The 24,672-nt window shown below is 64.3% G+C and carries 25 protein-coding genes; 6 read left to right on the forward strand and 19 right to left on the reverse strand.

The genetic code is table 11. From position 1 onward, the window contains the following. Window positions 1-47 precede the first annotated feature (47 nt). Window positions 48-1,658: a Fic family protein gene (locus tag AB6730_RS01410; RefSeq protein WP_371021881.1), complete on the reverse strand. Its 1,611-nt coding sequence runs from the start codon at window positions 1,656-1,658 to the stop codon at window positions 48-50. Window positions 1,659-2,156: 498 nt separating this feature from the next. Between AB6730_RS01410 and AB6730_RS01415 the strand changes: the two genes are divergently transcribed. Continuing rightward, window positions 2,157-3,176, forward strand: coding sequence for a hypothetical protein (locus AB6730_RS01415; protein ID WP_371021882.1), 1,020 nt, complete (start codon window positions 2,157-2,159; stop codon window positions 3,174-3,176). A 58-nt stretch (window positions 3,177-3,234) separates the two neighbouring features. Here AB6730_RS01415 and AB6730_RS01420 read toward each other — a convergent pair whose 3' ends face one another. Further along, entirely contained in the window at window positions 3,235-4,287 is a 1,053-nt protein-coding gene (locus AB6730_RS01420) for an SDR family oxidoreductase (RefSeq protein WP_371021883.1), read from the reverse strand. Window positions 4,288-4,419: 132 nt separating this feature from the next. On the opposite strand from AB6730_RS01420, the gene AB6730_RS01425 reads away from it, so the two are divergent. The 3 genes from AB6730_RS01425 (at window position 4,420) to AB6730_RS01435 (ending at window position 6,447) form a co-directional block, all read left to right on the forward strand. After that, on the forward strand, window positions 4,420-5,346 hold the full coding sequence (locus AB6730_RS01425; protein WP_371021884.1) for an AraC family transcriptional regulator: 927 nt from the start codon (window positions 4,420-4,422) through the stop codon (window positions 5,344-5,346). A 50-nt stretch (window positions 5,347-5,396) separates the two neighbouring features. Further along, complete coding sequence (locus tag AB6730_RS01430; protein ID WP_371021885.1) at window positions 5,397-5,603, forward strand: hypothetical protein; 207 nt, start codon at window positions 5,397-5,399, stop codon at window positions 5,601-5,603. A 175-nt stretch (window positions 5,604-5,778) separates the two neighbouring features. Continuing rightward, window positions 5,779-6,447, forward strand: a complete 669-nt coding sequence (locus tag AB6730_RS01435; protein ID WP_371021886.1) for a sterol desaturase family protein — start codon at window positions 5,779-5,781, stop codon at window positions 6,445-6,447. Between the two features lie 64 nt (window positions 6,448-6,511). Here AB6730_RS01435 and AB6730_RS01440 read toward each other — a convergent pair whose 3' ends face one another. The 4 genes from AB6730_RS01440 to AB6730_RS01455 all read right to left on the reverse strand — a co-directional run bounded on the left by AB6730_RS01440 (window position 6,512) and on the right by AB6730_RS01455 (window position 9,119). Beyond that, window positions 6,512-7,078: a hypothetical protein gene (locus AB6730_RS01440; RefSeq protein WP_371021887.1), complete on the reverse strand. Its 567-nt coding sequence runs from the start codon at window positions 7,076-7,078 to the stop codon at window positions 6,512-6,514. 145 nt (window positions 7,079-7,223) lie between these two features. Beyond that, window positions 7,224-7,382: a hypothetical protein gene (locus AB6730_RS01445; RefSeq protein ID WP_371021888.1), complete on the reverse strand. Its 159-nt coding sequence runs from the start codon at window positions 7,380-7,382 to the stop codon at window positions 7,224-7,226. 55 nt (window positions 7,383-7,437) lie between these two features. Then, window positions 7,438-8,178, reverse strand: a complete 741-nt coding sequence (locus AB6730_RS01450) for an SDR family NAD(P)-dependent oxidoreductase (protein WP_371021889.1) — start codon at window positions 8,176-8,178, stop codon at window positions 7,438-7,440. Further along, window positions 8,175-9,119 carry an NAD-dependent epimerase/dehydratase family protein gene (locus tag AB6730_RS01455; protein ID WP_371021890.1) on the reverse strand — a complete coding sequence of 315 codons (945 nt, stop codon included), beginning with the start codon at window positions 9,117-9,119 and terminating at the stop codon, window positions 8,175-8,177. The genes AB6730_RS01450 and AB6730_RS01455 overlap by 4 nt, the downstream gene beginning before the upstream one ends. An 88-nt stretch (window positions 9,120-9,207) precedes the next feature. On the opposite strand from AB6730_RS01455, the gene AB6730_RS01460 reads away from it, so the two are divergent. Further along, window positions 9,208-10,092 carry a LysR family transcriptional regulator gene (locus tag AB6730_RS01460; protein WP_371021891.1) on the forward strand — a complete coding sequence of 295 codons (885 nt, stop codon included), beginning with the start codon at window positions 9,208-9,210 and terminating at the stop codon, window positions 10,090-10,092. 71 nt (window positions 10,093-10,163) lie between these two features. On the opposite strand, the gene AB6730_RS01465 is transcribed toward AB6730_RS01460, so the two are convergent. The 5 genes from AB6730_RS01465 to folD form a co-directional block, all read right to left on the reverse strand. Next, window positions 10,164-11,504, reverse strand: coding sequence for a type II toxin-antitoxin system HipA family toxin (locus tag AB6730_RS01465; protein ID WP_371021892.1), 1,341 nt, complete (start codon window positions 11,502-11,504; stop codon window positions 10,164-10,166). 1 nt (window position 11,505) lies between these two features. Beyond that, complete coding sequence (locus AB6730_RS01470) at window positions 11,506-11,769, reverse strand: helix-turn-helix domain-containing protein (protein ID WP_371021893.1); 264 nt, start codon at window positions 11,767-11,769, stop codon at window positions 11,506-11,508. 136 nt (window positions 11,770-11,905) lie between these two features. Next, on the reverse strand, window positions 11,906-13,462 hold the full coding sequence (gene guaA, locus AB6730_RS01475; protein ID WP_371021894.1) for a glutamine-hydrolyzing GMP synthase: 1,557 nt from the start codon (window positions 13,460-13,462) through the stop codon (window positions 11,906-11,908). An 89-nt stretch (window positions 13,463-13,551) separates the two neighbouring features. Next, window positions 13,552-15,006 carry an IMP dehydrogenase gene (gene guaB, locus AB6730_RS01480; RefSeq protein WP_306846757.1) on the reverse strand — a complete coding sequence of 485 codons (1,455 nt, stop codon included), beginning with the start codon at window positions 15,004-15,006 and terminating at the stop codon, window positions 13,552-13,554. Window positions 15,007-15,076: 70 nt separating this feature from the next. Continuing rightward, a complete protein-coding gene (folD, locus tag AB6730_RS01485; RefSeq protein WP_306846756.1) occupies window positions 15,077-15,931 on the reverse strand; it encodes a bifunctional methylenetetrahydrofolate dehydrogenase/methenyltetrahydrofolate cyclohydrolase FolD in 855 nt (284 codons plus the stop codon). 50 nt (window positions 15,932-15,981) lie between these two features. Between folD and AB6730_RS01490 the strand changes: the two genes are divergently transcribed. Next, window positions 15,982-16,581, forward strand: coding sequence for a GNAT family N-acetyltransferase (locus AB6730_RS01490; RefSeq protein WP_371021895.1), 600 nt, complete (start codon window positions 15,982-15,984; stop codon window positions 16,579-16,581). On the opposite strand, the gene moeB is transcribed toward AB6730_RS01490, so the two are convergent. The 8 genes from moeB to ndk all read right to left on the reverse strand — a co-directional run bounded on the left by moeB (window position 16,552) and on the right by ndk (window position 24,542). Beyond that, a complete protein-coding gene (gene moeB / locus AB6730_RS01495) occupies window positions 16,552-17,721 on the reverse strand; it encodes a molybdopterin-synthase adenylyltransferase MoeB (protein WP_371021896.1) in 1,170 nt (389 codons plus the stop codon). The genes AB6730_RS01490 and moeB overlap by 30 nt on opposite strands. Before the next feature lie 25 nt (window positions 17,722-17,746). Beyond that, window positions 17,747-19,144, reverse strand: coding sequence for a ribosome biogenesis GTPase Der (der, locus tag AB6730_RS01500; RefSeq protein ID WP_371021897.1), 1,398 nt, complete (start codon window positions 19,142-19,144; stop codon window positions 17,747-17,749). 23 nt (window positions 19,145-19,167) lie between these two features. After that, entirely contained in the window at window positions 19,168-20,367 is a 1,200-nt protein-coding gene (gene bamB, locus AB6730_RS01505; RefSeq protein ID WP_371021898.1) for an outer membrane protein assembly factor BamB, read from the reverse strand. Continuing rightward, window positions 20,364-21,014: a YfgM family protein gene (locus AB6730_RS01510; protein ID WP_371021899.1), complete on the reverse strand. Its 651-nt coding sequence runs from the start codon at window positions 21,012-21,014 to the stop codon at window positions 20,364-20,366. The genes bamB and AB6730_RS01510 overlap by 4 nt, the downstream gene beginning before the upstream one ends. A gap of 154 nt (window positions 21,015-21,168) precedes the next feature. Beyond that, a complete protein-coding gene (locus AB6730_RS01515; RefSeq protein ID WP_371021900.1) occupies window positions 21,169-22,134 on the reverse strand; it encodes a helix-turn-helix domain-containing protein in 966 nt (321 codons plus the stop codon). An 89-nt stretch (window positions 22,135-22,223) separates the two neighbouring features. Beyond that, a complete protein-coding gene (gene pilW, locus AB6730_RS01520) occupies window positions 22,224-22,994 on the reverse strand; it encodes a type IV pilus biogenesis/stability protein PilW (protein WP_371021901.1) in 771 nt (256 codons plus the stop codon). Then, a complete protein-coding gene (gene rlmN / locus AB6730_RS01525) occupies window positions 22,984-24,108 on the reverse strand; it encodes a 23S rRNA (adenine(2503)-C(2))-methyltransferase RlmN (protein ID WP_371021902.1) in 1,125 nt (374 codons plus the stop codon). The genes pilW and rlmN overlap by 11 nt, the downstream gene beginning before the upstream one ends. Window positions 24,109-24,116: 8 nt before the next feature. After that, window positions 24,117-24,542, reverse strand: a complete 426-nt coding sequence (gene ndk, locus AB6730_RS01530; RefSeq protein ID WP_306846747.1) for a nucleoside-diphosphate kinase — start codon at window positions 24,540-24,542, stop codon at window positions 24,117-24,119. Between the last annotated feature and the right edge of the window lie 130 nt (window positions 24,543-24,672).

Raw genomic sequence — 24,672 nt, forward strand, 5'->3', positions numbered from 1 at the left:
GAATCCGCATGCGGCTATGCGGATGGCTCACTAATAGCTGGCCAGCATCAGCGGCCGACGGGCCTGCCTGGGCGATATCGATCGATCACCGCGGCGTCTGCCCCACCATTTCCCATAGCCTGGGAAACGGCATCTATGATCTCGATCCACACGCCGGGCTGGTTCAGGACAGGCATCTCCCTGGCCAGCACATTGCTCAACTCGCCATGGTTCTGCTCGATCGAGCGCAACACACGGTCCGCCTGCTGGTCGGGCATCTCGACCACTTCCTTCAGCGCGGCGCGCGCGCGCGCATGGCTGCGGAGGTAACGCGACTCTTCGCGCATCTGTTCAGTCAATGTCCGACCGATGATATTGGCCAGGAAGACCACATGCGGCCCGAGGTCGGGATAACGCCATAGTGGCCTAGCCTGATTTTCACCATGAAAAGCGAAGTTGGACACCACGCCATCCGGATATGTGGTTTGCATGGGTTCGAAGACGACGTCCTCGCGTACGGCTTGCATCAGCGGCCTGGACACCTGGTCAAGCACCCTGTCATAGGCGCGACGCTCACCCGCGTCGTCCGTGATGACTGCCGAGATCGGCAGGATTACTGGATCGGGAATCGCGCCGTCGCGTCGCAGTACATCGTTGACGAGGAACCGATGCACGCGACCGTTGCCGTCAGCTAAGGGGCGGATGTATACGAAGCCAAAGGCGGCGACGGCGCTGCGCATCACTGGCGACTGGCCTTGCGTCTTTTCGAGGAAAACCTGCAACCCTTCGAGCATCGCGCTGACCTCGTCGGCCGCCGGTGCGACGTAATGCACGATCTCCTGGTACCGCACGGTTTCGCCAACGAACACCGGCGACTGGCGTACCCCAAAATGAGTGACCGTCGTCCGGCCGCCCAGGATCTCCTGCTGCAACCCGGCAAGAGCCGCATCACTCAGGGGCGCGTCACCCTGCCCGGTACGCCGTGCCATCACGTCGGCGAAGCGCTGAACCCGTCCCACGCGATCGGCCTCGCCTTCAATGGCGAAGCTGGCCTTGCTCTCGCGCAAGGTCATCCAGACCGCCGCTCTCAGCAACAGGTCCTCGCCAAACTCGACTGTCAATTCGTCAAACAAACGAGGCACGTCCAGCATGGCCGCCCTCGTCATCGCCTCCGTCTTCACCACGATAGGACAGAATTCGCGATTACCGGGCAGGTTGTCATTCACCCGCCAGCGCTGCACCTTGATCACCCGGTCGCGGGATGCAGCCACCAACTTGCCATCGTCGATGACATCGACATAGTTGCCACCCAGCCGTTCAGGCACGTCCAGGACATCTCCTGTCAGCCACTCATATAGGAACGACGCACGACGCGCGTACTGCCCGGTGGGCTCGGCCGCGATCCAGGCTTGGACGATACCCCGTCCCATCCGCTCGAACAGACGGGCCAGGAATTCGAGATGGGGAACCTCGTGCCGCAAGTGGAACTGCAGATGCGCTGCGGGCTCCGCGGCCGGTCGCATGGCCTCGGTGTAGGTTTCGAGGCGAAAACCTTCATTGACCTGGGTTGCACGTCGCCCACCCACCTGGCTCATCACAGGCAGCCTTCCCAACGGCAGCACACCATAGGCTTGGCACAGCCAGCCGGCTCCGATGGGGTCTGTGGGCAAGTCGGTCATGATGTCTCTCTTGGACCAGGACGGTTTCCGATGCTCAAAACCGATTCTTACACGGATATATAGGTCGTCGGGCAAGTAAGCATGACTAAATATAATTAGAAACTTAAAATATTGCGTAAAAACGATTACAGATCCAGCCGCCTGTCCTGCTTCACTCGTCACCAGTCGGTGCCAGCAAGGGCATCGTTTGAGAGGAACAGCAGTCCATCTTGCCCGGCACGACCGCTGCCAGTCCCTTTGACTCTCCGTTCACGCTCGTGAACGAATGATCGAGAAACTGCAACGAAGAGGCCGTCCCCGACCTCCAGAGAAACAAGCCATGCAAGGACGCATGCTGGATTCGATGCGACTCCCCCAAATCATCTGGCGAACGTTTCGACGTTTGCCATGAAGCCAAGGCGTGGGCACGGGGCGTTGCCGGCTCTGAATTGGTCGGCGTTCGCCGCGTTGCGCGACACGGGTGACGTGGTGCCCTGGGGAGCGTCTGGGGTCGGAGGCGTGGCAAGCGACGACATTGCCGCCTTGACGGACCTGGTCGATATCGTCGGCAGTGGCCTTGCGTTCGCCGCACTCCGTTCCAATGGCAGCGTGGTGAACTGGGGAGAAGTCACGGGCGTCGATATGGTGCCGCTTCCGACGATCACCGATGGTGTCAAGATCGTCGGCAGTCTTGGCGCCTTCGCGGCGCTGCGTGCCAACAGGCAGGTCGTGACATGGGGCCACATGAACTATGGCGCCGAACAACCGGTGTTGGATGACGTCGTCGACATCGCCAATGCTGGATACGGCTTTGCCGCGCGCCTGGGCGATGGCCGTGTCACATCCTGGGGAAACGCGGGAAACGTTCCACCCGATATTGAGGCCCTGACGGATATCGTCGAGGTGATTGGCAGCGAGAGCGCCTTTGCCGCACTCCGGGCTAACGGCAGCGTGGTTGCATGGGGCGATCCGGGTTTCGGTGGAGTGTTGACGGCGGAGATTGCCAGCCTCGACGACATCGTCGAGATTTCAAGTACGGCACGCGCATTCGCGGTGCTGCGAAAGAACGGGAGTGTGGCCGCCTGGGGCGACGCCGATCATGGCGGGCATCCAGGTATCCAGATCACTGGGTTGACGGATGTCATCGAGGTGGTAGGCAATAGCGCCGCGTTCGTGGCCCTACGAGAGAACGGCCGTGTGGAGGCATGGGGACATCCCGACGAAGGCGGTCTCCTGGCGGCCGACTCGCCCATCCGTAACCTGGACACGATCGTCCAGGTGGCTGGCAGCGGCGGCGCCTTCGCCGTCTTGCCCGCGGACGGTTGGCAGGTGATGGCGTGGGGCAATCCGAAGCATGGTGGATACTACGAGGACAACGGAATCATTCGGCAGGGTCGCGCCCTCTACGTGACGACCTTCGGATTTGCGGCACTGACCGATCAGGCGATGATTTCGACCTGGGGCGATGGCGAGAACGGTGGCGACAGTGACGCGGTGATAGATGAACTCGTCACCCGGGTGGGCTACCTGCAAACCTGACCATTCTTCCGTTGTTCCGGACCGTGCGGCGGCTTCGGCCGCCGCATCGATGGCATCACTACACTCCGTCCGCCGCTGAATCGAGCAGGCCAAGCCGAATCAGGCTCTCAGCCGTCGCAACAATAGCCTCCTCGCGCGGCCGCGGCGACCAGCCCAGCAGCCGCACGGCCTTTTCGCTGGTGGCATTCAGATTCACGCCAAGAAACGGAATTGCCCCTCGCAATGCCGGGTCCTTCAGCGCCCCCAGGCGTACCAGCCAGTCAGGCAACACCCGTGTCGATATCTTGCCGGTGGCCGCCCCCATCCGCTGTTTCAGTACCTTCGCCACATCCGCCAGCCACATGCTCTCGCCTGCGATCGCCAGGAAGCGTTCGCCCTTGGCGGCATCATGGGTCATGGCGCGCAGATGCAGGTCGGCCACGTCCCTCACGTCGACAAAGCCCGAATTGATCCTGGGATTTCCCGGTTGTCCGTCCATGAGATTCTTGATCAGACGAATGGAATGCGAATAGTCGGCTCCCAGCGCAGGGCCCAGGACGGCCACCGGGTTCACCGCCGCCAATTCCATGCCCTGCCCTTCGCGGGCGATGAAGTCCCAGGCCGCCCGCTCCGACAATGTCTTGGACTTCTGATAAGGCCAAACATGCTTGCTGGTCAGGTCGCTCCAGTCGGTCTCGTTGAAGGGACGTTTCATCGGCCCGTGCCCGGCGCAAATCGCGCCGAAAGCCGAGGTCAATACGACGCGCCTGACCCCGGCCTTGCGCGCGGCACGCAGTACTCGCAAGTTGCCATCGACCGCTGGCCTGATCCATTCCTCTTCGCTCGTTTGCGCACCCGTCGGCGTCGGTGAAGCACCGTGCATCACGTAGACGCAATCCGCGGCAGCTTCAGCCCAGCCTTGGTCCGCGCCCAGATCAGCGGTGACGAATGACAGGCGATCGCCCGGCTCGACTCCACCTGTCTTGAGGTTCTCGCGCACCTCGACCTCCCGAGCCAGCGAACGCACCGTGGTCCGCACACGGTAGCCGTGATTCAGTAGCGCCAGAATGCAGTGTTGCGCAATGAAGCCGGTTCCACCGGTGACGAGAACCTGCACGTCTTTGTCGTTCATGTCGTTTCCAGAATGGCCGTTGGCCGAAGAAGAAGGAGGCCGTTCGGGCGTCCGACGGGAACGACAGGTTAAGATGCAAAGTTCGCACTGTTAATGCTTTATAGTGCGATTAACTTGCGCGAACGTACGACCGTGAGCACCGATCCCTTCTCCGACATCCTCAAGTTCACGAATGCGAAATCGCTGGTGACCGGCGGCTTCATCGCAGGGGGTGCCTGGGCGATCCGTTTCCCAGCGCCGGACAAGATCAAGTTCTTCGCCGTGGTGAAAGGCGCCTGCTGGGTCCACATCGACGGCGAAGCCGAACCGGTCCATTTCGGAACAGGAGACGTGGGACTGATAACGGCAAAGCGCTCGTTCGTCCTCGCCAGCGATCTCGAAATCACGCCCGTGGACGCAATGAACGTGTTCTCCGGCACGGGCAGGACGACTGCCATATTGGGGGACGGCAATGACTTCGCCCATATCGGTGGGCACGTCCTGCTCGATCCTGCAAGCGAGCGGCTGCTGGCGGATGTCCTGCCGCCGTGGATCCACGTGCCGGCGGCGTCACGGCAGGCCATGAGTTTTCGGTGGCTTCTTGACCAGCTCGTGGAGGAGCGGGCGGCCGATCGGCCGGGAACGCAGCTCGTCGCGGCGCAACTCGCGCAGCTTCTCTTCATCCAGGTGCTGCGCGCCCACCTGGAGACATCCGGTCCCATGCCGGCCGGGTGGTTGCGTGCCTTGAGCGACCCACGCATCGCACCCGCGCTGCGGCTGATGCATGGCGACCCCGCGCGTTCGTGGCACTTGGACGAACTCGCCAGGGCATGCGCCATGTCACGAACGACATTTGCCTTTCACTTCAGGACGATCGCAGGCGTCGCACCGCTGGCCTATCTCGCCGAATGGCGCATGCGTCTCGCCGAACGCGCGTTGCGGGAGGAGAACACGCCGGTAGCGCTTGTGGGCCAGTCGCTCGGCTATACATCCGAAAGCGCCTTCAGCAACGCCTTCAAGCGCATGACCGGCCATTCGCCGAAAACTTATCGCAAGGCCTCACGGCTTCCAGGACGGTAGACCAGCCGCCGCCCACATCGACAGCTACAAAGCCATAAGCCCTTCAGCACATGGCTCAGGCCAAGCACGACATGCAAGAACGCCTGAAAGCGGCGGATACCAACGGCGACGGCTTTATCGACCGCCAGGAAGCCGACGCCAAGCTACCGCGCGTGGCCAAGAACTTCGACAAGCTCGACGCCGATCAGGACGGCAAATTGTCTCCCAGCGAACTCAAGCAGGCCGCCGAACTCGCGCGCCAACGCCTGGGCCGCTGAGCTATCGAAGCGATCGCCATGGATATTTCGCTTTTCGCCTGGCTGCTGGTACCGCTGCCGTTGTTCGCATTGATCGCCGCTGCCGAAGGTTGGTTGCGGCGACGTAGCGGCCGCGATCACGACTGGAAAGCCTATTGGGCGTCGCTGGGCGATGCCTTGGGCCGCATGCTGGTCAATGGTCAAGCCCGGTATCGTCGGGGCATTGCTCTATACGGTATGGGAGTGGCGCATCGCCACCTTCGCGATGGATCGCTGGTGGCATTGGACCCTGCTCTTCGTGGGCCAGGAGTTCTGCTATTACTGGATGCATCGTGCCGACCACCGCATCCGCTGGTTCTGGCTGAATCACTCGGTTCACCACTCGCCGAACCAGTACACGCTGTCGTCCGCGTATCGGCTCGGCTGGACCGGACAGATCACCGGTGCAGCGGTATTCTTCGCGCCGCTGGTGTGGATCGGATTTCCGGTGCCGCTGGTGGTCGCCGCGCTCGCGGTGAACCTGACGTATCAATTCTGGTTGCATACCGAACTGATAGGACAACTGCCGCGGCCGATAGAATTCGTGCTCAACACGCCTTTGCACCACCGCGTGCACCATGCCAGCAATCCCGATTACATCGATTGCAACTACGGCGGCGTGCTGATCGTGTTCGACAGGCTATTGGGTACGTTCCGTCGCCAACGTGAGGACGAGCCGCCGCGGTATGGCCTGGTGAAACCCCTATACAGCCATAACCCCTTCCGCATCGCCTTGCATGCCTGGATTCAGATGTTCCACGACATGAAATCCGTAAGGAATGGGAGAGAATGCGCGCGGGTCCTGTTCGGGCCGCCGGAAGGTTGATTTTTTTGAGTCAGAGCAGCTTCTGACGCCAAGCCGTTTTGGTAGCTACCGCGAGCGCGGCGGCTCAAGACTTTGGTAGGCGCCACACTTCAGCAAGTGCCCACACCGCCGCGATCGTAACCGCAACGCTGCGAACCAGGTGCGAAGCCTGAAGCTGACGATAGGCCGCCTCGCTGTACCCATGATCCTGCATGGCATCCTGCGCGCCCGCGGCCCAGGGCGTGCTGGCGATCGAGACGATCATCATCGTCGCGATGATCCACAATGTCCGGCGGGACATGCGTGCCGGCGCGCTCCACAACGCGAGGGTCCAGACCAGGCACGTCGCCGCGTAGGGCAGCACGACGATCGGCAATCGCCGCGTATAGCCCCTGCTGAATGCCTGGAAGGCAGCATCGCCATACGCGCTGATGTCCACGTGAATGCGGTACACGTTGAAGAACAGGAGCCAGCAGACGCCAACGGAGGACCATAGCAAGGCAACTCCGATAGCTTGCAAGGAGCTCGTGGCCGTCCCGGGGACGAAGCTTGGCGGCGAATGCCGCGTGATGGCCGCTGTCGCGACGGCTCCGAGATAAAGGAGCACGGAAACGGCCAGCATGGCGAGGAAGACGACGAAGTAAAGCGGCATGTACATCCCCTTATGGCTAAGAGCGTGGCGTGTACCGCTGAATCCCCTGGACGAAAGCGAGCCAGCGGCCTGGTTACGGGCCGCTGACCGGCTTTGTGATTCGATCGTACGGGAGTCCCGCACAGCCGGCGATAGGCAATCGGTACTAAGCCGCCAGCGCCTCGATGCTGTCCATCGCGCACGCCAGCGCGGCCGAGCGCAGTTCAGGACTCATGTCGACTCCATCGGCGACGGGGGACGCGCTATCCACAGCGGACAAGGCACGCGCGCCCCATGATCGCGATGCGCTGATCAAGGGATTCATGGAAGCGAAGACACCGCCCAGCCACGAGGAGATCGTGGCGCGAACTCGCCCACGTTCACAGCCGCATCAGGCCGCCGTCGACCACCAGCGTCTGTCCCGTCACGAAACGCGCGTCCTCACTGGTGAGGAAGGCGACCGGACCGGCAATGTCGGCCGGCGTGCCGAGCCGCTTGATCGCCTGCATCATGTAGACCTGCGCCTTCTGCTCGTTCGGCATGCCGCTCGCGCCTTCCGTGTCGGTGATGCCAGGATGGACGGCATTGACGATGATGTTGTCAGCCGCGAGTTCATTGGCAAGCGCGCGGACCAGACCGACCACGCCCATCTTCGACGTGATGTAGTGGGAGAAGCCCATTCCCGGTGGCGTCACCATGCCTACCGCGTCGGAACCCACGGCGACGATCGATCCGCCACCGGCCTTGCGCATCAACGGCACGATCGCCCGGGCGCCGATCACGTGCGCGTCGAGGTTCACGGCCATGACGCGGCGCCATTCGTCCTGGGTCATCTGGTCGAGCCCCGCGATCGGGTAAATACCGGCCGCGTGCACGAGGATGTCGGCGCGACCGAATGCCTGCTCCACCTCGGCGGCGACCCGCGCCCAGTCGGCCTCGCTCGTCACGTCAGCGGCGATGGCAATCGCGCCATTGCCGATCCGTGCAGCTTCCTCCGCGGCATCCTGGCGGTTGACGAGGACGACTTTCGCGCCACGCTGCGCTAAAACGCCAGCGATGCCGCGCCCGATGCCCTGCTTGCCACCGGTGATGATGGCGACCTTGTTTTCATGCGTGTTCATGGATTGCTTCCTTGGATGGATTGCTGGGTGGATGGCGGATTTGCGAGCGCGCGCAGCCGCGGATCGCCGATCTCCGATAGCAGGTCGAGTCTGGTGGGCTTCCAGCCGAGTTCGGCTCGTGTGCGCGGATCGCGCGAGCGGCTGCACGCCGACAGGAGCAGCGCCCCGAACGGACCGAATACATCGGCCGCTTCGTCCATCGTCAGGCTGCGTGTCTTGACACCCAGGTCGCGCGCCACGGCCTCGGCAATCCAGCGGTAAGGGATTTCTCCGGCAACGGCGTGGTACAGCGCGCCAGCCTTCCCGCGTTCGACTGCAAGCGAGAATAGTCGTGCCAGATCGGCGCTATGCACGTTGGAATAGGCGGCGAGTCCAGCGCCGATGTAGCAAGCGGAACCCGTAAGCGCGACCGAGCGGTACACGCTCGCCACTGGTCCGTTATCGCCTGGCCCCCAGATCAGCGGCGGTCGGATCACCATGCTTCGCAGACCGTGTTGGGCGGCGGCACGAACGATGCCCTCCGCCTCCACCCGCGGAAGCGCCAGTGGTTCCGGCATAAAGGTATCGTCTTCGGCGAAGCTGTCCGGGCTCCACGCCCCGCCAGTGCGTTGCATGAAAACGCCACTGCCCGACAGGAAGACGAACGTCTTGCCACCTCCCGCGAGTGCTTCGCACAGCGCCCGGATGATCGCCGGCTCGCGCTCGAAGGCAACCTGCGCGGCGTAGACCGTCACGTCGGCTGACCGTGCCGTGGCGAGCACCGGCGCCATATCGCCATCGAGATCGCCTCGAACCGCGGAGATACCGGCTGTTCTCAGGGCGACCTCGGCGCGATCCGTTCGCGCGAGCCCTAGCACCCGATGCCCGTCCGCCAGGAAGTGTCTTGCCAGAGCGCTCCCGACGAATCCGGACGCTCCGATGAGGAAGATATTTTGTGACATGAGGGCTCCTTGGCTTGCAGCGTAGGGCCTCACCATGTCTCTGAAAAGACTATATTATTAGATAGCACCCATACAAGGATTAGATACTTTGCTGAACGGCATCTCCCTCGATTACCTGCGGACTTTCGTTGCCGCCGCGGACCACGGCAGTTTCTCTGCGGCAGGCCGCGTCATTGGGCGGGCGCAGTCGGTGGTAAGTCAAACCATCGCCAGCCTGGAAGCGCAGCTGGGCGTAACGTTGTTCGAGCGGGTCGGCCGCTATCCCAGGTTGACGGCTCAGGGAACGAACCTGTTGGCCGACGCACGCCGCGTGGTGACGGGTGCCGATGCACTAACGGCCAAGGCACGCAGCTTCTCCGCTGGCCTGGAACCCGAACTGTCCATCGTCGTCGACGTCATGTTTCCGCAGCGATGCCTTACCGATGCACTCGGCAGCTTCAAGGAGCGTTTCCCATCCACGCCGCTCAGGCTCCATGTCGAGGCGCTGGGCCGCGTCGCAGAACTCGTGCTCGATGGTCGATGCAGCCTGGGCATCACCGGGACACTGCCTTTCCTTCCTCCTGGACTCGCAGCCGAACCGCTTTTCAGTGAGGAGATGGTGACGGTGGTGGCTCCCGGATCGCGCCTTGCAGGTAGACATGGACCGGTTGCTTATCGGGAAGTATTGGACGAGACACAGCTCGTGCTCACCGATCGCTCATCCCTGACCAGCGGAGTCGACTACGGCGTGCAAGGAAAGAATATCTGGCGGCTGGCCGATCTTGGCGCGAAGCACGCTTTCTTGCGTGCCGGTCTCGGATGGGGACACATGCCGCTCTGGCTGGTCAGCGAGGACCTTAAGGAAGGCCGCCTGGTGCGCATCGAATTGGAAGGGCCGTCCGCAGGCTTGATGCCTTTTCAAGCCACTTATCCAACCAGCCGGTTACCCGGCCCCGCTGGCAGGTGGTTGCTCGAGCGATTCCAGCCGGCGTGAATTCCCGCGTCGCTTCGACGTGGCATCCTGGCGCGCCATGACCTCTGGGGAAGGACCGGGTTCTCTTCCGTCTATGGCGCCATCGCACCGAGTGTCGCCGCAGCCTGCTCGAGACCGCCCAGGATGGATTCCGCGACACGCGGGGAAAAGTCCTTCGGCAGGGCGGCCTGTACTTCGGCGATGGCTGCTGGCGTACGGGCCAGAAGTTCTTCGATGATCGGCTCGGCGGTCGAGCCATAGCCGACCTTTCGCGCGGTGCTGTTGAAGTGCCGGCGCTGGATGCCGTGCATGTCGTAATGCCGGTTCTTGCCGAGCAGTGCCATCGCGGACCTGATGTCGTGGGGCGACCACTGGTTGGGACCCTCGCCCAATACCGGATAGGCCGACATCACGTCGTAAAGCCTGGTCAAATGGAAGCGTCCGCGCGGCAGAAGATGGATGCTGAAATTCTTGGCGTGGCCATCGGGTGCCCGCAGCAACCAGAACAGTACCTGTGCCGTCATCAAGGTCTTCATGTCAGCTTCGGCGTTCACCGACTGTCGCAGCGTGGCGAACAGGGCCTTGAGACCTGGTCCACCTTCGTTCTCGTACTTGCGCAGCGGCGAGCAGCCCTCGACCTGGCAGAAGTCTTCCTGTGGCAGGCGCATAAGCCACTGCCCATCAGGGGCGGTGCGACGATCGAATCGCTCCACCACGAGCACGCGCTGGCGGCCAAAGGTCGCGATACGTGCGTCGGCGACGTTCAACCCATAGGCTTTCAGCAGCCGCAGGCACAGCCACTCGTTGTCTACCGAGGTACTGAAATCGGCACGTCGTCCTCCCATCAGGCCCAGCGGCAGCTTGAAGATGTGGCTCGTCGGCGTCGCGCCACGCGGTGCGAGCCACTGCCCGTCCCACCAGAGGAAAGCTGTCTTCTCCTGTGCACCGGCAAGGGAGATGTGGAAGTCCGCATCGGGATCTCCGCTCGCTCCGAAGGCGTGCGGCGAAACGGTTTCGATCAGGTGCCGCTCGATGTCTTCCTCGGACAAGGGCACGCCTTCGACATGATCGAAGCCCTTCGGCACCTCTTCACCATCCAGGATCTGGACGGCTCCAATACAGTCGCGTCCGATGACTCTCAGTAGCTCGAATGGATCGATCGACCCCGTCCTGAATCGCTCGGCGACGCGGCGGCGGATGGCATCGCTGTCCGGAAGGAGGTTGTCGAAGTAGTTGGCGACCTTCTCTCCCTTGATCGGGAGGTTCTGCAAGTTGAACGGCAGCGACAGCGACAGCGGCCGGCCTATGTCGGCGGCGACCCAGTCCGGGTCGTAATGCAGTTCCATCTCTCCGCGGGCAGGAAGTGTCCATCGCCCCACCCGAACCCCGTTGGTCCAGAGGGACAGGCTGCGGCTGTGTGATCGACGTCCCATGTCACCAATCCGTTTTCAAAGGAGCGGCTGCGGCTCCGCCGCCCCGGCTTCCAACCGTCAACTCCAGGCCCAATGCGGCGCACCAGGCCAGGAGTTGCTCGACGCTCAAGTCCTGGGCGTTCAGTTCCAGGTGGGAAACCCGCGGCTGACTAAGCCCGATACGAGCGGCCAATGCGGTCTGGGTGAGTCCCTGCGCCTTGCGCGCAGCCTGAAGCAACGAACTCAGTTGGCTTGCCGTGAGCAGGGGATGGGATGTCGGAGGCATGATGAATACTCGAAATCGCGATAAATGCAATATATCTGAAAATCAAATAATCGCAAAATATCTGGATAACGAATAACAGCGCATTCACGGCATCCGGACCGAACGTTAACCTGGGACACCCAAGCCCCGAAGGATTTCACTCCCACTCGATCGTAGCCGGCGGCTTCCCCGAAATATCATAAACAACACGAGAAATGCCACGCAACTCATTGATAATACGAGTCGAGCACTTATCGAGGAAGTCATACGGCAGGTGCGCCCAGTGCGCCGTCATGAAGTCGATCGTCTCCACGGCGCGTAGCGCGATCACCCACTCGTAGGCGCGGCCGTCGCCGACGACACCCACCGAGCGCACCGGCAGGAAAACGGCGAATGCCTGGCTGACGCGGTCGTAGAGACCGTGGTTGCGCAACTCCTCGATGAAGATCGCATCGGCACGCTGGAGCAGGTCGACGTATTCCGGCTTCACCTCGCCGAGCACGCGCACGCCCAGGCCCGGGCCCGGGAACGGATGGCGGTAGACCATCTCGCGCGGCAGGCCGAGTTCGACGCCGATACGACGGACTTCGTCCTTGAACAGTTCACGCAGCGGCTCGACCAGCTTGAGCTTCATGTGCTCCGGCAGGCCGCCGACGTTGTGGTGGCTCTTGATGACGTGGGCCTTGCCCGTCTTGCTGCCAGCGGACTCGATGACGTCCGGATAGATGGTGCCCTGGGCCAGCCACTTCACGCCTTCGAGCTTGGACGACTCCTCGTCGAAGACCTCGACGAACAAGCGGCCGATGACCTTACGCTTGGCTTCCGGGTCTTCCACGCCGGCTAGCGCGTCGAAGAAGCGCTGCTTCGCGTCTACACGGATGACGTGCACGCCCATGTGTTCGGCCATGGTCGACATCACCTGGTCGCCTTCCTGGAAACGCAGCAGGCCGGTGTCGACGAAGACGCAGGTGAGCTGGTCGCCGATCGCCTTTTCGAGCAGGGCGGCCACGACGGACGAATCCACGCCGCCGCTCAGGCCGAGCAGCACGCGATCGTTGCCGACCTGTGCGCGCACACGTTCCACGGCGTCCTCGATGATATGCGCGGCGTCCCACAGCGTGGCCGAACCGCAGAGGTCGACGACGAAGCGGCGCAGCAGTTCCATGCCGCGCTTGGTGTGGGTCACTTCCGGGTGGAACTGCACGCCGTAGAAACGGCGGCGGTCGTCGGCCATGGCCGCCAGCGGCAGGCTCGGCGTGGACGCCGAGACGGCGAAGCCCTCGGGAATGGCGGTGACGCGGTCGCCATGCGACATCCAGACGCCCAGCGACTCACCGTCCTGCACCACCGTCTCGAACAGCGCACAGCTGCCGAAGGTGATCGTGGCGGGACCGAACTCGCGGTGATGGCCGGCCTCGACCTTGCCGCCGAGCTGTTCGGCCATGGTCTGCATGCCGTAGCAGATGCCGAGCACGGGGACGCCGAGTTCGAACACCACCTGCGGAGCCCGCGGGGAATCGTCTTCGGTGACCGATTCCGGGCCGCCGGAGAGGATGACGCCGCGCGGGTTGAAGCCGCGGATCTCGTCCGGCGCGTGATCCCACGCCCAGACCTCGCAATAGACGCCGATCTCGCGGATGCGGCGGGCGATCAGCTGCGTGTACTGCGAACCGAAGTCGAGGATGAGGATCTTGTCGCTATGGATGTCGGTCATCGGGCGGCCTGCAGTTCAAGAATGTCAAAAAGCAGAACGCCCACTTGCGGCGGGCGTCCTGGGTACCTGGAGCGAAGCGCCCGGAGGCGTCAGTCCAGGCGGTAGTTGGGCGCTTCCTTCGTGATCTGGATATCGTGCGGATGCGCTTCGCGCACGCCGGCACCGGTCACCTTCACGAACTGGGCCTTCTGGTGGATTTCCTCGATGTTGGCCGCGCCCATGTAACCCATGGAAGCACGCAGGCCGCCCATCATCTGGTGGATGATGTTGCGCAGCGGACCGCGGTACGGGACACGGCCTTCGATGCCTTCCGGCACCAGCTTGTCGGCGTCGGCCTCGTCCTGGAAGTAGCGGTCCTTCGAGCCGAGCTGCATCGCGCCGATGGAGCCCATGCCGCGGTAGCTCTTGTACGAACGGCCCTGGAACAGCTCGACTTCGCCCGGGGCTTCTTCGGTACCGGCGAACATGGAACCGAGCATCACCGAGGACGCGCCGGCGGCCAGCGCCTTGGGAATGTCGCCCGAGTAACGGATGCCGCCGTCGGCGATGAGCGGGATCTCGCCCTTCAGCGCGGTGGCGACGAGGTCGATCGAGGTGATCTGCGGCACGCCGATGCCGGTGACGATGCGGGTGGTGCAGATGGAACCGGGGCCCACGCCGACCTTCACCGCGTCGGCACCGGCGTCGAGCAGCGCGCGCGCCGCCTCGCCCGTGACGATGTTGCCGGCGATGACCTGGACCTGCGGATAGCGCTTCTTGACCCAGCCAGCGCGATCGATCACGGCTTGCGAATGGCCATGCGCGGTGTCGACCACGATCACGTCGACGCCGGCCTCGACCAGCGCTTCGATACGCTGCTCGGTGTCGCCGCCCACGCCGACCGCGGCGCCGACGACCAGGCGCTCGTGCGAGTCCTTGGCGGCGTTCGGGTTGTCGCGGGCCTTCTGGATGTCCTTCACCGTGATCAGGCCGCGGAGCTGGAAGCCGTCGTTGACGACGAGCACCTTCTCGATGCGGTTGCGGTGCAGCAGTTCCAGCACTTCGTCGTGGGAAGCGCCTTCCTTGACGGTGACCAGGCGGTCTTCCCGGGTCATGATGTTACGGACCGGATCGTCGTGCTTGCGCTCGAAGCGCAGGTCGCGGCTGGTGACGATGCCGACGAGCTTCTCGCCGTCGACCACGGGCACACCGGAGATGTTGTGCGCGCGGGTGAGCGCCATGACCTCGCCGATCGAGGTATCCGGGCGGACGGTGATCGGGCTGCGGATGACGCCCGCTTCGAACTTCTTCACCAGGCGCACTTCGGCGGCCTGCTGGGCCGGGGTCATGTTCTTGTGGATGATGCCGATGCCGCCGTTCTGCGCCATGGTGATGGCGAGGCGGGCCTCGGTGACGGTGTCCATGGCGGCGGACACGATGGGGATGTTCAGGCGGAGACCGCGCGTGAAGCGCGTCGAGGTGTCCACATCGCGCGGCATGACCGTGGAGTGACCGGGAACCAGAAACACGTCGTCGTAAGTGAGTGCCTCGGCAAGGATGCGCATAGCATTAGTCCCGCGAGTAAATCGCGGCATTATACCGTGCGTTGCAACAAAGTGACAGCCGCCGACGGACTCAGGCGTCGATGGCCTCGGCGGCTTCGAGTGTGTTTTCCATCAGCGTCGCCACCGTCATCGGACCGACGCCGCCCGGCACGGGCGTGATCCACGAGGCACGCTCCGCGGCAGGCGCGAACTCCACGTCACCGACCAGACGCCCGTCTTCCAGGCGGTTGATGCCGACGTCCACGACCACCGCCCCCGGCTTGATCCATTCGCCCTTGACCAGGCCCGGCTTACCGGCGGCGACGACCAGGATGTCCGCCTGGGCCACGAAGCCAGCTAGATCCTGCGTGAACTTGTGGCAGCAAGTCACTGTACTACCTGCAATAAGCAGCTCAAGTGCCAGAGGCCGGCCGACATGGTTGGATACCCCGACGATCACCGCGTGCCTGCCGCGTACGGGGCGGTCGGTATGACCGAGCAGGGTCATCACGCCCTTCGGCGTGCACGGCCGCAGGCCGAAGCGGCGCAGCGCGAGGCGGCCTACGTTCACGGCCTGGAAGCCGTCCACGTCCTTGCCCGGGTCGATGCGATCGACCAGCGCATCCTCGTCGATGTGTTCGGGCAGCGGCGACTGCACGAGGATGCCGTGCACGGCGGGATCGGCATTGAGCGTGTCGATCAACGCGAAGAGTTCGTCCTGCGTCGTGGTGGCCGGCAGGTCGTAGCCGAACGACTCGAAGCCCACCTGCTGGCAGGCGCGGCGTTTGTTCTTCACGTAGACGGAGGACGCCGGGTCGTCGCCGACCAGCACGACGGCGAGGCCTGGTGCGCGACGACCCTCGGCCACACGCTTGGCGACACGGCGGCCGATGTGCTCGAGGAGTTCCTGGGCGATGCGCTTGCCATCGAGGATGCGTGCGGTCATGGGAGGGTCGCCCTGCGAAAACGGGGCATTATCGCCGATACAATGCGAGCGTGACCATCGATACCCTTCCCTATCCGCACGATCTCGGCGATGGCGTCGTGTCGCTGCGTGCACATAGATCGACGGACGCAGAGGCGCTCGCCGCCGCCGTGCGTGAATCCGTGGCCACCGTGGGCCGCTGGCAGGACTGGTGCCATGAGGGCTACGGCACGGCCGACGCCGAGACGTGGATGGCTGCGTGCCGCAAGGACTGGTTGCTCGGCGACGGCTACGAGATGCTGATCGTCGACGCGCATACCGAGGTCATCCTCGGCGGCATGGGCGTGAACCAGCGCAACCGCGAGCAGCGCTTCGCGAACCTGGGGTATTGGGTGCGCGAGTCGATGCAGGGGCGCGGGATCGCGACACGAGCCGGACGACTGGCGATCCGCTTCGCCTTCGAGACGGTCGGGGTGGCGCGGCTGGAGATCGTGGCGGCCTGGGATAACCTACCGAGCCGGAAAACGGCTGAACGGCTTGGAGGTACTTTCGAAGGAATGCTACGTAAGCGCCTAGTCGTAAAAGGGACTTCTGTCGACGCTGCGATGTATTCGGTGATCGCAGAGGATCTCGCGGAAGCCTCAGCCGGCGGAAGCGCACATCCGCTCTAGATCCACGTATGCCTCGAAACGAGCCCCTGCTCCGCAGCCCGGGCAATCCGGATCGCGTCGCAACCTGAGTTCGCGGAAGCGCATGCCGAGCGCGTCGTAGGTGAGCAACCGTCCGACCAGCGTCTGCCCGATGCCGAGGACCAGCTTCATCGCCTCGGTGGCCTGGACCAGGCCCACCAATCCCGGGAGCACACCGAGCACACCTGCCTCGCTACAGTTCGGCGCATCCGCCGCCGAGGGCGGCTCGGGGAACAGGCAGCGATAGCACGGCGAATCGTCGCGGCGTGGGTCGAAGACGCTGGCCTGGCCGGTGAACCGCTCGATGGCGGCGTAGACCATGGGGATACCCAACCGTCGCGTGGCCGCCGCCAGCAGATAGCGCGTGGCGAAGTTGTCGGCGCCATCGATCACCACGTCGTGGCCGCGGATCAGGTCTTCGACGTTGTCCGCCCGCAGGCGATCGACGACCGCCTCCACGCGCACGCGTGGGTTGAGCGCGGCCACCGTCATGCGGGCCGACTCGGCCTTGCCCATGCCGACCCGGCCATCGGCATGGACGACCTGTCGATGCAGGTTGGAGCGTTCGACGCGATCGTCGTCGACGACGGTGACATGGCCCACGCCTGCCGCCGCCAGATAGAGCAAGGCCGGCGATCCGAGACCACCCGCGCCGAGCAACAGGATGCGCGCTTCACCGAGCCGCGCCTGGCCCGCCTCGCCAATCTGCGGCAAGAGCACCTGTCGCGCGTAACGCTCGGCGGCGTCCGTATCCAGCGCGCCCGCACTGACCGGCAGGCCCGCGGCCTTCCATGCGCCCATTCCACCGGCGATGGAGGACACCCTGCGGTAACCCATCCGTTGCAGTGCTTCGGCCCCGAGCAAGGAACGCTGGCCACTGCCGCAGAGCACGAGGATCTCGCGCTGCCGGTCGGGCTCGCTTTGTTCAATGCGCAATTCAAGGAAACCGCGGGACAACCCCAGCGCACCCGAAGGCGTCCCCGTGGCACGCTCATTGTCTTCGCGAACGTCGACGAGCAAGGCACCACCAAGTTGCCGGGCCAGTGCCTCGGTGGCAGAGACCTCGGCAACCCGCGAACGCAGTTCGGCCAGCCATCGGTCGCGGTTGAGGTCTTCGGTCATGCGAGGCTCCTCGACGGGGCGACGCTTATTTCTCGCGTCGCTTCGCGTTACGGATCATGCGCTGGCGGCGGCGCTGCTGGCCATCCGTCAGGACGTTCTTCTTGCCGGCGAAGGGATTCTCGCCATCGCGGAAATCGATCCGCACCGGCGTGCCTTCCAGGCGGAACCGCTTGCGGAAGAAGCCTTCCAGGTAGCGACGATACGCCGGCGCGATGTGCTTGGTGCGGCTGCCGTGGATCACGATCGTCGGCGGATTGGAGCCGCCCGGGTGCGCATAGCGCAGCTTCGGGGCGTGACCGCGCACCAACGGTGGCTGGTAGGCCTCGTAGGCCTTCTCGAGCGTACGGGTCAGCTCACTGGAGGTGAGTTCCTTGGTCGCGGCGGCGTGGGCTCGGATGACCGCCTTCATCAGCTCGCGCAAGCCGGAACCATGCAGCGCGGAAATGAACACCGTCTTCGCCCATTCGGCGAACTGCAGGCGCCGTTCCAGTGCCTTCTGGGTTTGCTCGCGCTGATAGCTGTCCATGCCGTCCCACTTGTTGACGGCGATGACCAGCGCGCGGCCTTCCTCGATGGCGTGGCCGATCAGCGTGAGGTCCTGGTCGGCCAGGTTCTCGCGCGCGTCGATCATCACGATGGTGACTTGCGACGCAGAAATGGATTGTAGCGTCTTGATAACGCTGAATTTCTCTACCGCTTCCTCGACGCGTGCCCGGCGCCGGACGCCGGCGGTGTCGATGAGCGTATAGCGGCGGCCATCCCGTTCCAGCGACACGCGGATCGGGTCGCGCGTGGTGCCGGCGACGTCGGAGACGATGAGGCGGTCTTCACCCAGCAGGCGGTTGATGAGGGTGGACTTGCCGGCGTTCGGCCGGCCGACGATGGCGACACGGATACCCTGGTCTTCCAGACCCGGATCGTCCTCGCGGTCGTCCGGCAGGTACGGCAGCGCTTTCGCGACCAGCGTATCGACGCCACGATTATGGGCAGCCGACATCGGCAGCGTGTCGGCGATACCGAACGAGGCGAACTCGCCGAGCGCCAGCGTCTCGTCGACACCGTCGGTCTTGTTGACCACGACCATGACGGGCTTGCCGCTGCGGCGCAGCTCGTTGAGGATCGCGGCATCCAACGGCAGGATGCCGTCGCGCGCGTCGACGACGAAGACGAGCAGGTTCGCTTCGGCGATCGCCGCGCGAACCTGCAAGGCGGTGAGGCCTTCGATACCTTCGTCGTTGCCCGACAGGCCACCCGTGTCCACGACCACGAAGGGTCGCGGGCCGAGGCGACAGACACCGTAGTGCCTGTCGCGGGTGACGCCGGGCATATCGGCGACGAGGGCGTCCCTGCTACGCGTCAGCGCATTGAAGAGGGTCGACTTACCGACATTGGGGCGGCCGACCAGGGCGACGACGGGTAGCATGGGAGATACATCTATCCTGTGGATCAGTTCGCCGGGATGCGGTAGGCGCCGATATGGCCCTCGACATCTTCGACGTACACGGTGTCACCCACCACGAGGGGCTGGGCACGAATGGCTTTCTTGGAGAGACGCTCGCGGGCGACGATCTTGCCGTCGCTGCCATTGAGCCAGTGGATATGACCGTCGAGGTCGCCGACCACCACGTAGTTGCCCTGCGCCGCCGGGCCCGTGAGCCAGCGGTACTTCAGGCCATCCTGCTTCCAGACGTTGGCGCCGCCCGACTTGTCGAAGGCGAACACTTGCGACTGGTCGTCCACGCCGTAGATCGAATTACCGTGCACGTCCAGCGACGTGAACGTCGAGAAGGCGTGGTTCCACAGCGGACGACCGCTGGGGCCGTCGATGCTGGTGAGCTGGCCATGGTAGGCCGCACCGTAGAGCGTGCTGCCATCGAGGACGAGCGCGCCGTCGGCATCGGCCAGGCGGTCGATTTCGGTACGGCCTTCGCCGCTGGCGAGGGTCTGTTCCCAGAGCTTCTCGCCATTGTCGAGGCGGACGGCGACGAGCTTGCCGGCGTCGCTGCCCATGAAGACCACGCCGTTGGCGACCAGCAGGCGGCCATTGCCACGCAGGCTGAGCAGCGGCACCTGCGACTGGTCGTAGACCCAGCGGCGCTCGCCGCTCTTGGCGTCGATACCGTACACGCGACCGTCGTTGCAGCGGACCACGACGAGATCGCCGACGATGACCGGCGCGGTGATGACTTCGGACGAGACCTCGGCGGCCCAGCGGCGCTCGCCATCCTTCGCGTTGATGCCGTACAGGTGACCGTCGAGCGTACCGATGGCGACGAGATCGCCCGCGGCGCCCGGACCACCCGAGAAGCGGGCGTCTTCACGCTTGGCATCGCCCCAACCGAACCAGCCGTGCTGGCGGGTGCTCTTGGACCACAGCTTCTTGCCGGAGGCGGCATCGAAAGCGGCGATCTTGCCGTCGGTGCTGGCGGCATACAGCACGCCATCGGCGACCGTCGGGCGCATGCGCACGCCGGATTCCGCCGCGCCATCACCGATGCTGGACTTCCACAGGCGCTCGACCTTGAGCGAGGGCTCGAACTTCTTGTCGAGCGGGGTCGGCGGTTCGACGTTTTCCTTCTTGAACGAATGGCAGCCGGCCAGCACGGCCAGCGACGAAGTCAACGCGATTGCCCAGAAACGTTTCATGCACCCTGCTTCCCGGCCACGGCCAGATCATCGAGTTTGGTTTGAACCACACCGCGTTGCGGTGCGCTGTCGCCCATCGCGGCGATCGCCGCCTGATAGGCCTTGCGTGCGTCGTCCGGGCGTCCCAGCTTGACCAGCGCATCGCCGCGGAGTTCCTGCGCGAGCGCAACGAACGAGGCGCCCTTGATCGCGTCGAGCGCGGCGATGGCTTCCTGCGGCTTGCCCTGCGCGTACTTCAACTGAGCCGCGCGAAGCTCGACGAGGGTCTTCAGGGAATCGTCCTTGGCGTGCGCCCGGGCCCACTCGAGGTCACCGGCGGCCTTGTCGAGCTGACCCGCCAGGACGTTGCGCTGTGCGCGCTCGCCGGCGGCGAACACGGACCAGGCCGTGTCCGAATAATCCTTGAGCAGGGTTTCGGTACGCATGTCGATCTCGTTGGCGCGGTTCTGCGCCACCGCGACCTGCAAGGCCGAGTATTCCGTGGCGGCGGCCTGCTCGTGATTCGCGCGATGCGATTTCCACTGCTGCCAGCCGAAGATCAGCACGAGGCCGAGGACGATGCCGACGGCGATGGAAACGCCGTTCTTGCGCAGCCACTGCTGGACGCGTTCGCCTTGTTCGTAATCGTCGTATACGTCGAATGCCATGCAATCACCCACTGCGCTCCGCGCAGCAAAACCAAGGAGGGAACGAGCCCGCGACCGGCCATCGGCGATGGGCGGCGCGGATCAATAGGCAAGGATACCCGAAAAGCACGGGCGGGCGGCGCCGCGCGACGATCGCGCGGCGTGCCGGGGAGGGTCAGAACGCGACCGGCGCAGCCTTGCCGTCGCGGATGTCGACGCGGAACCGCGCCACGTTGGCGCGGCGGAAGCCGTCGAGCTGCACGGGCTGGCCGTCGACGGCCACCTGGGCGCCACTGGCATTGCCGATGCGGACGTCCAGCGGGGTATCGCTGCGGTAGGACTTCTGCGTGCCCGCCGGCAGGATGCCGTACTCGAGCCGCGAACCGTCGGCGGCGGTCACTTCCACCCAGCTGGCCGAAGGCAGGTTCAGGGTCAGGCTATGACCACCCTGCCCGCCGCCGGCCTCGGGCGTCGCCGCCGTGGTGGCCAACGGCGCCTTGGTGGTGTGATCCAGCGGCGGGAACATCGCCATCGAGGCGAGCAGCGGCTGCTGGTCCTCGGCGTGTTGCTCGGTCGCCGGAGCCGGCTTGTTGTCGCTGGTCGCCGCGGTGGCGACCGCGCTCGACGACGAGCTTGCGGGAGCATCCTGCTGGGCCACGGGCGCCGCATCGAGCGGCGCGAGGCGTGCCATGTCGCGATCGAGCGTGCCACGCACGCCCAACCAGATCATCGGCACGACGATGACCGCGGTCAGGACCACATAGGTGGCCGCCGTGACATAGCGTTCGAGCAGGTAACGCGAATGGGACACGCCGCCCGTGACCACGAGGTCGGGCTGGCGCGGCGTCAAGCGCGCGAGTTCGGCCTGGATGGCCTCCTCGTCGACACCGACGTGACGGCCGTACTTGGAGAGGTAACCGGCGAGGTAGACCTGGTAGTCGATGCCGCCGTACTCGCCCGCTTCCAGCTGGCGCAGCAGGCGCGTCGGCAGGCGCAGGGCCTGCCCACAGGCCTCGATGCTGTAGCCGCGTGCCTCGCGTGCCGCGCGTAGACGCGCGCCAAAACCGCCGGTGCTACCGGACGAATGGTCGATCAGTACGCGACCGCCGTCTTCGCTAACCGCTTCGAGCTGGGGGTCCATGCTTTGCTCCCTGTCTGCGTTCGGCTCGAGTCCGGCGAACAAATCCTGTTCGCGTCCGTCCCGACCGGAAGAATTCGAAGATACTGTGGTCATTGACGTGCGGTGGCTTCGAGTGCGCGCGCGGGTTCCGAATCCGGGAACTTTTCACGCAAGCGCTTGGCGTAGTCCTGGGCACCCTCCCCGTTGCCCAGACGGAGCTCGATATCGTGACCGAGCTTCAACGACTCCGGACTCGGGTTTCCCAACGCCTCGTAGCGTTGCAGGAAGGCGCGGGCCCTGAATGCATCGTTCTTAAGGTACAACACGTGAGCCATCTGATACAGGGCATCCGCGTTATTCGGGTTGCGCTGGACGGCCTTGCGGAAATAACCCTCGGCCGCGTCGTAATCCTGCGATTGCAGCAGGCAGGTCCCTGCATTGGCCAAGGCGAGGTCCGGCGTCTCGTAGAACGGGTCGGCCAGGGCGCGATCGAAGAACGTCTTCGCTTCCGCCGGATGATTCTGCTTGCACAGGAAGACGGCGAGGTTGTTGTTCACCGAGCCCTTCTTCGGATCGAACTCGACGGCCTTGCGATAGTGCAGTTCGGCGTTGACGGGATCGTTGATGCGCTCGTAGAGAACGGCGATCACCGTATGCGCCGGAACGTATTTCGGGTCGAACTGGAGCGCCTTCTGCAATTTCTCCATGGCGCCCTTGAGGTCGCCGTTCTGCATGTAGCGCTGGCCGAGCTCGGTGTGGACCTCGGCGCCCTTGGCACGGTCATCGGCGGCCGTCGAGGGTTTCAACCCCGTGCCGTCGCCCACGCAGCCGGCACACGCGAACGCGAGCGCCGCCAGCATCCCCCACCGCTCAAGCCGCATTCACCACTCCCTCTGCGAGTTTCTTGCGGAATTCCGCCTGACGGCGGGTGCGATCCACCACTTGCCCCTTCAACTGGCCGCAGGCGGCGTCGATGTCGTCGCCACGGGTGCGGCGGAGCATCGTCAGCACGCCGGCATTGAGCAGCTGGGTCTGGAAGGCGCGGATCTCTTCCTGCCCCGAACGCTCGAAGCGCGTACCGGGGAACGGATTGAACGGAATCAGGTTGACCTTGTTCGCGCCGGGAAGCCGGCGCATGAACTTGACCAGCTGCCGGGCATGTTCCGGCTGGTCGTTCACACCCTTCATCAGGGTGTATTCGAAGGTGATCGACGTACGTGGCGCGCGGTTGATGTAACGCTCGCAGGCGCCCATCAACTCGGCCAGCGGGTAGCGCTTGTTCAACGGCACCAGCTCGGTGCGCAGTTCGTCGTTGGCCGCGTGCAGCGACACGGCGAGCGAGACGTCGCTCTCGGCCGAGAGCTTGTCGATCATCGGCACGAGGCCGGCGGTGGACAGGGTGACGCGCTTGCTGGCCAGGCCGAAGCCGAGGTCGTCGCGCATCAGGCTCATCGCCTTGACCACGTTGTCGAAGTTCAGCAGCGGCTCGCCCATGCCCATCATCACCACGTTGGTGATGCGGCGCTGCTGGTGTGGCACGTTGCCCAGGTGCTTGGCCGCGACCCATACCTGGCCGATGATCTCGGCCGTGGACAGGTTGCGCGAGAAGCCCTGGGTGGCCGTGGAGCAGAACTGGCAGTTCAGGGCGCAGCCGACCTGGGAGGACACGCACAGCGTGCCCCGGGTCGGCTCGGGGATGTACACGGTCTCGATGGCGTTGCCGCCATCCATGCCGAGCAGCCACTTGTGGGTGCCGTCGACCGCGGCCTTCTCGAACACGGTCGTCGGCGGCCCGATGTAGCAGGTGGCGCTGAGCTTTTCGCGAAGTGCCTTGCCGACGTCGGTCATGTTCTCGAAATCGCTTTCGAGACGGTGGTAGATCCACTTCATGACCTGCTCGGCGCGATACGGCTTCTCGCCGATCTGGGCGAAGAACTCGCGCAGACCCTTGCGATCGAAGTCGAGCAGGTTGACCTTTTCGGCGGGCGTATTCACGGCGTCACTCAGTGCGAAACGACGTCCGAGTCGTTGAAGAAGAACTTGATCTCGATCGCGGCGTTCTCGGCGGAATCCGAACCGTGCACGGCGTTGGCGTCGATCGAATCGGCGAAGTCGGCGCGGATGGTGCCGGCGGCGGCTTCCTTCGGGTTGGTGGCACCCATGAGGTCGCGGTTCTTGAGGACGGCGCCCTCGCCTTCCAGCACCTGGATCATTACCGGGCCGGAGATCATGAACTCGACCAGCGCCTTGAAGAACGGACGCTCCTTGTGCACCGCATAGAAACCTTCGGCTTCTTCGCGGGTCAGCTGCTTCATCTTCGCGCCGACGATCTTGAGGCCGGCCTTCTCGAAGCGGGCAAGGATTTCACCGATGACGTTTTTCTTGACGGCATCCGGCTTGATGATCGAAAGGGTGCGCTCCAGCGCCATACGGGTGCTCCGGGAAATGGAAAAAGGACAGGAAAATCTGCCAGGGTCCGTGCGGACGCCCGGTGAACGTTTGGGGCCAAAGCCGTCCGGAATGACTGACTTAGCTCACGAAATCTTGACAGATTCTAGC

The sequence above is a fragment of the Luteibacter sp. RCC_6_2 genome (assembly GCF_041360655.1).
Taxonomy (GTDB): domain Bacteria; phylum Pseudomonadota; class Gammaproteobacteria; order Xanthomonadales; family Rhodanobacteraceae; genus Luteibacter.

Excerpts from the sequence above, each read along its gene's own strand:
- AB6730_RS01420 (WP_371021883.1), bottom strand. The coding sequence starts at position 4,287 with ATGAACGACAAAGACGTGCAGGTTCTCGTCACCGGTGGAACCGGCTTC.
- guaB (WP_306846757.1), bottom strand. The coding sequence starts at position 15,006 with ATGCGCATCCTTGCCGAGGCACTCACTTACGACGACGTGTTTCTGGTT.
- AB6730_RS01465 (WP_371021892.1), bottom strand. The coding sequence starts at position 11,504 with ATGGGACGTCGATCACACAGCCGCAGCCTGTCCCTCTGGACCAACGGG.
- bamB (WP_371021898.1), bottom strand. The coding sequence starts at position 20,367 with ATGAAACGTTTCTGGGCAATCGCGTTGACTTCGTCGCTGGCCGTGCTG.
- ndk (WP_306846747.1), bottom strand. The coding sequence starts at position 24,542 with ATGGCGCTGGAGCGCACCCTTTCGATCATCAAGCCGGATGCCGTCAAG.
- AB6730_RS01470 (WP_371021893.1), bottom strand. The coding sequence starts at position 11,769 with ATGCCTCCGACATCCCATCCCCTGCTCACGGCAAGCCAACTGAGTTCG.
- der (WP_371021897.1), bottom strand. The coding sequence starts at position 19,144 with ATGCTACCCGTCGTCGCCCTGGTCGGCCGCCCCAATGTCGGTAAGTCG.
- AB6730_RS01410 (WP_371021881.1), bottom strand. The coding sequence starts at position 1,658 with ATGACCGACTTGCCCACAGACCCCATCGGAGCCGGCTGGCTGTGCCAA.
- AB6730_RS01430 (WP_371021885.1), top strand. The coding sequence starts at position 5,397 with ATGGCTCAGGCCAAGCACGACATGCAAGAACGCCTGAAAGCGGCGGAT.
- AB6730_RS01445 (WP_371021888.1), bottom strand. The coding sequence starts at position 7,382 with ATGAATCCCTTGATCAGCGCATCGCGATCATGGGGCGCGCGTGCCTTG.
- folD (WP_306846756.1), bottom strand. The coding sequence starts at position 15,931 with ATGACCGCACGCATCCTCGATGGCAAGCGCATCGCCCAGGAACTCCTC.
- AB6730_RS01450 (WP_371021889.1), bottom strand. The coding sequence starts at position 8,178 with ATGAACACGCATGAAAACAAGGTCGCCATCATCACCGGTGGCAAGCAG.
- AB6730_RS01435 (WP_371021886.1), top strand. The coding sequence starts at position 5,779 with ATGGTCAAGCCCGGTATCGTCGGGGCATTGCTCTATACGGTATGGGAG.
- AB6730_RS01455 (WP_371021890.1), bottom strand. The coding sequence starts at position 9,119 with ATGTCACAAAATATCTTCCTCATCGGAGCGTCCGGATTCGTCGGGAGC.
- AB6730_RS01510 (WP_371021899.1), bottom strand. The coding sequence starts at position 21,014 with ATGGCATTCGACGTATACGACGATTACGAACAAGGCGAACGCGTCCAG.
- pilW (WP_371021901.1), bottom strand. The coding sequence starts at position 22,994 with ATGCGGCTTGAGCGGTGGGGGATGCTGGCGGCGCTCGCGTTCGCGTGT.
- AB6730_RS01440 (WP_371021887.1), bottom strand. The coding sequence starts at position 7,078 with ATGCCGCTTTACTTCGTCGTCTTCCTCGCCATGCTGGCCGTTTCCGTG.
- moeB (WP_371021896.1), bottom strand. The coding sequence starts at position 17,721 with ATGACCGAAGACCTCAACCGCGACCGATGGCTGGCCGAACTGCGTTCG.
- AB6730_RS01515 (WP_371021900.1), bottom strand. The coding sequence starts at position 22,134 with ATGGACCCCCAGCTCGAAGCGGTTAGCGAAGACGGCGGTCGCGTACTG.
- guaA (WP_371021894.1), bottom strand. The coding sequence starts at position 13,462 with ATGACCGACATCCATAGCGACAAGATCCTCATCCTCGACTTCGGTTCG.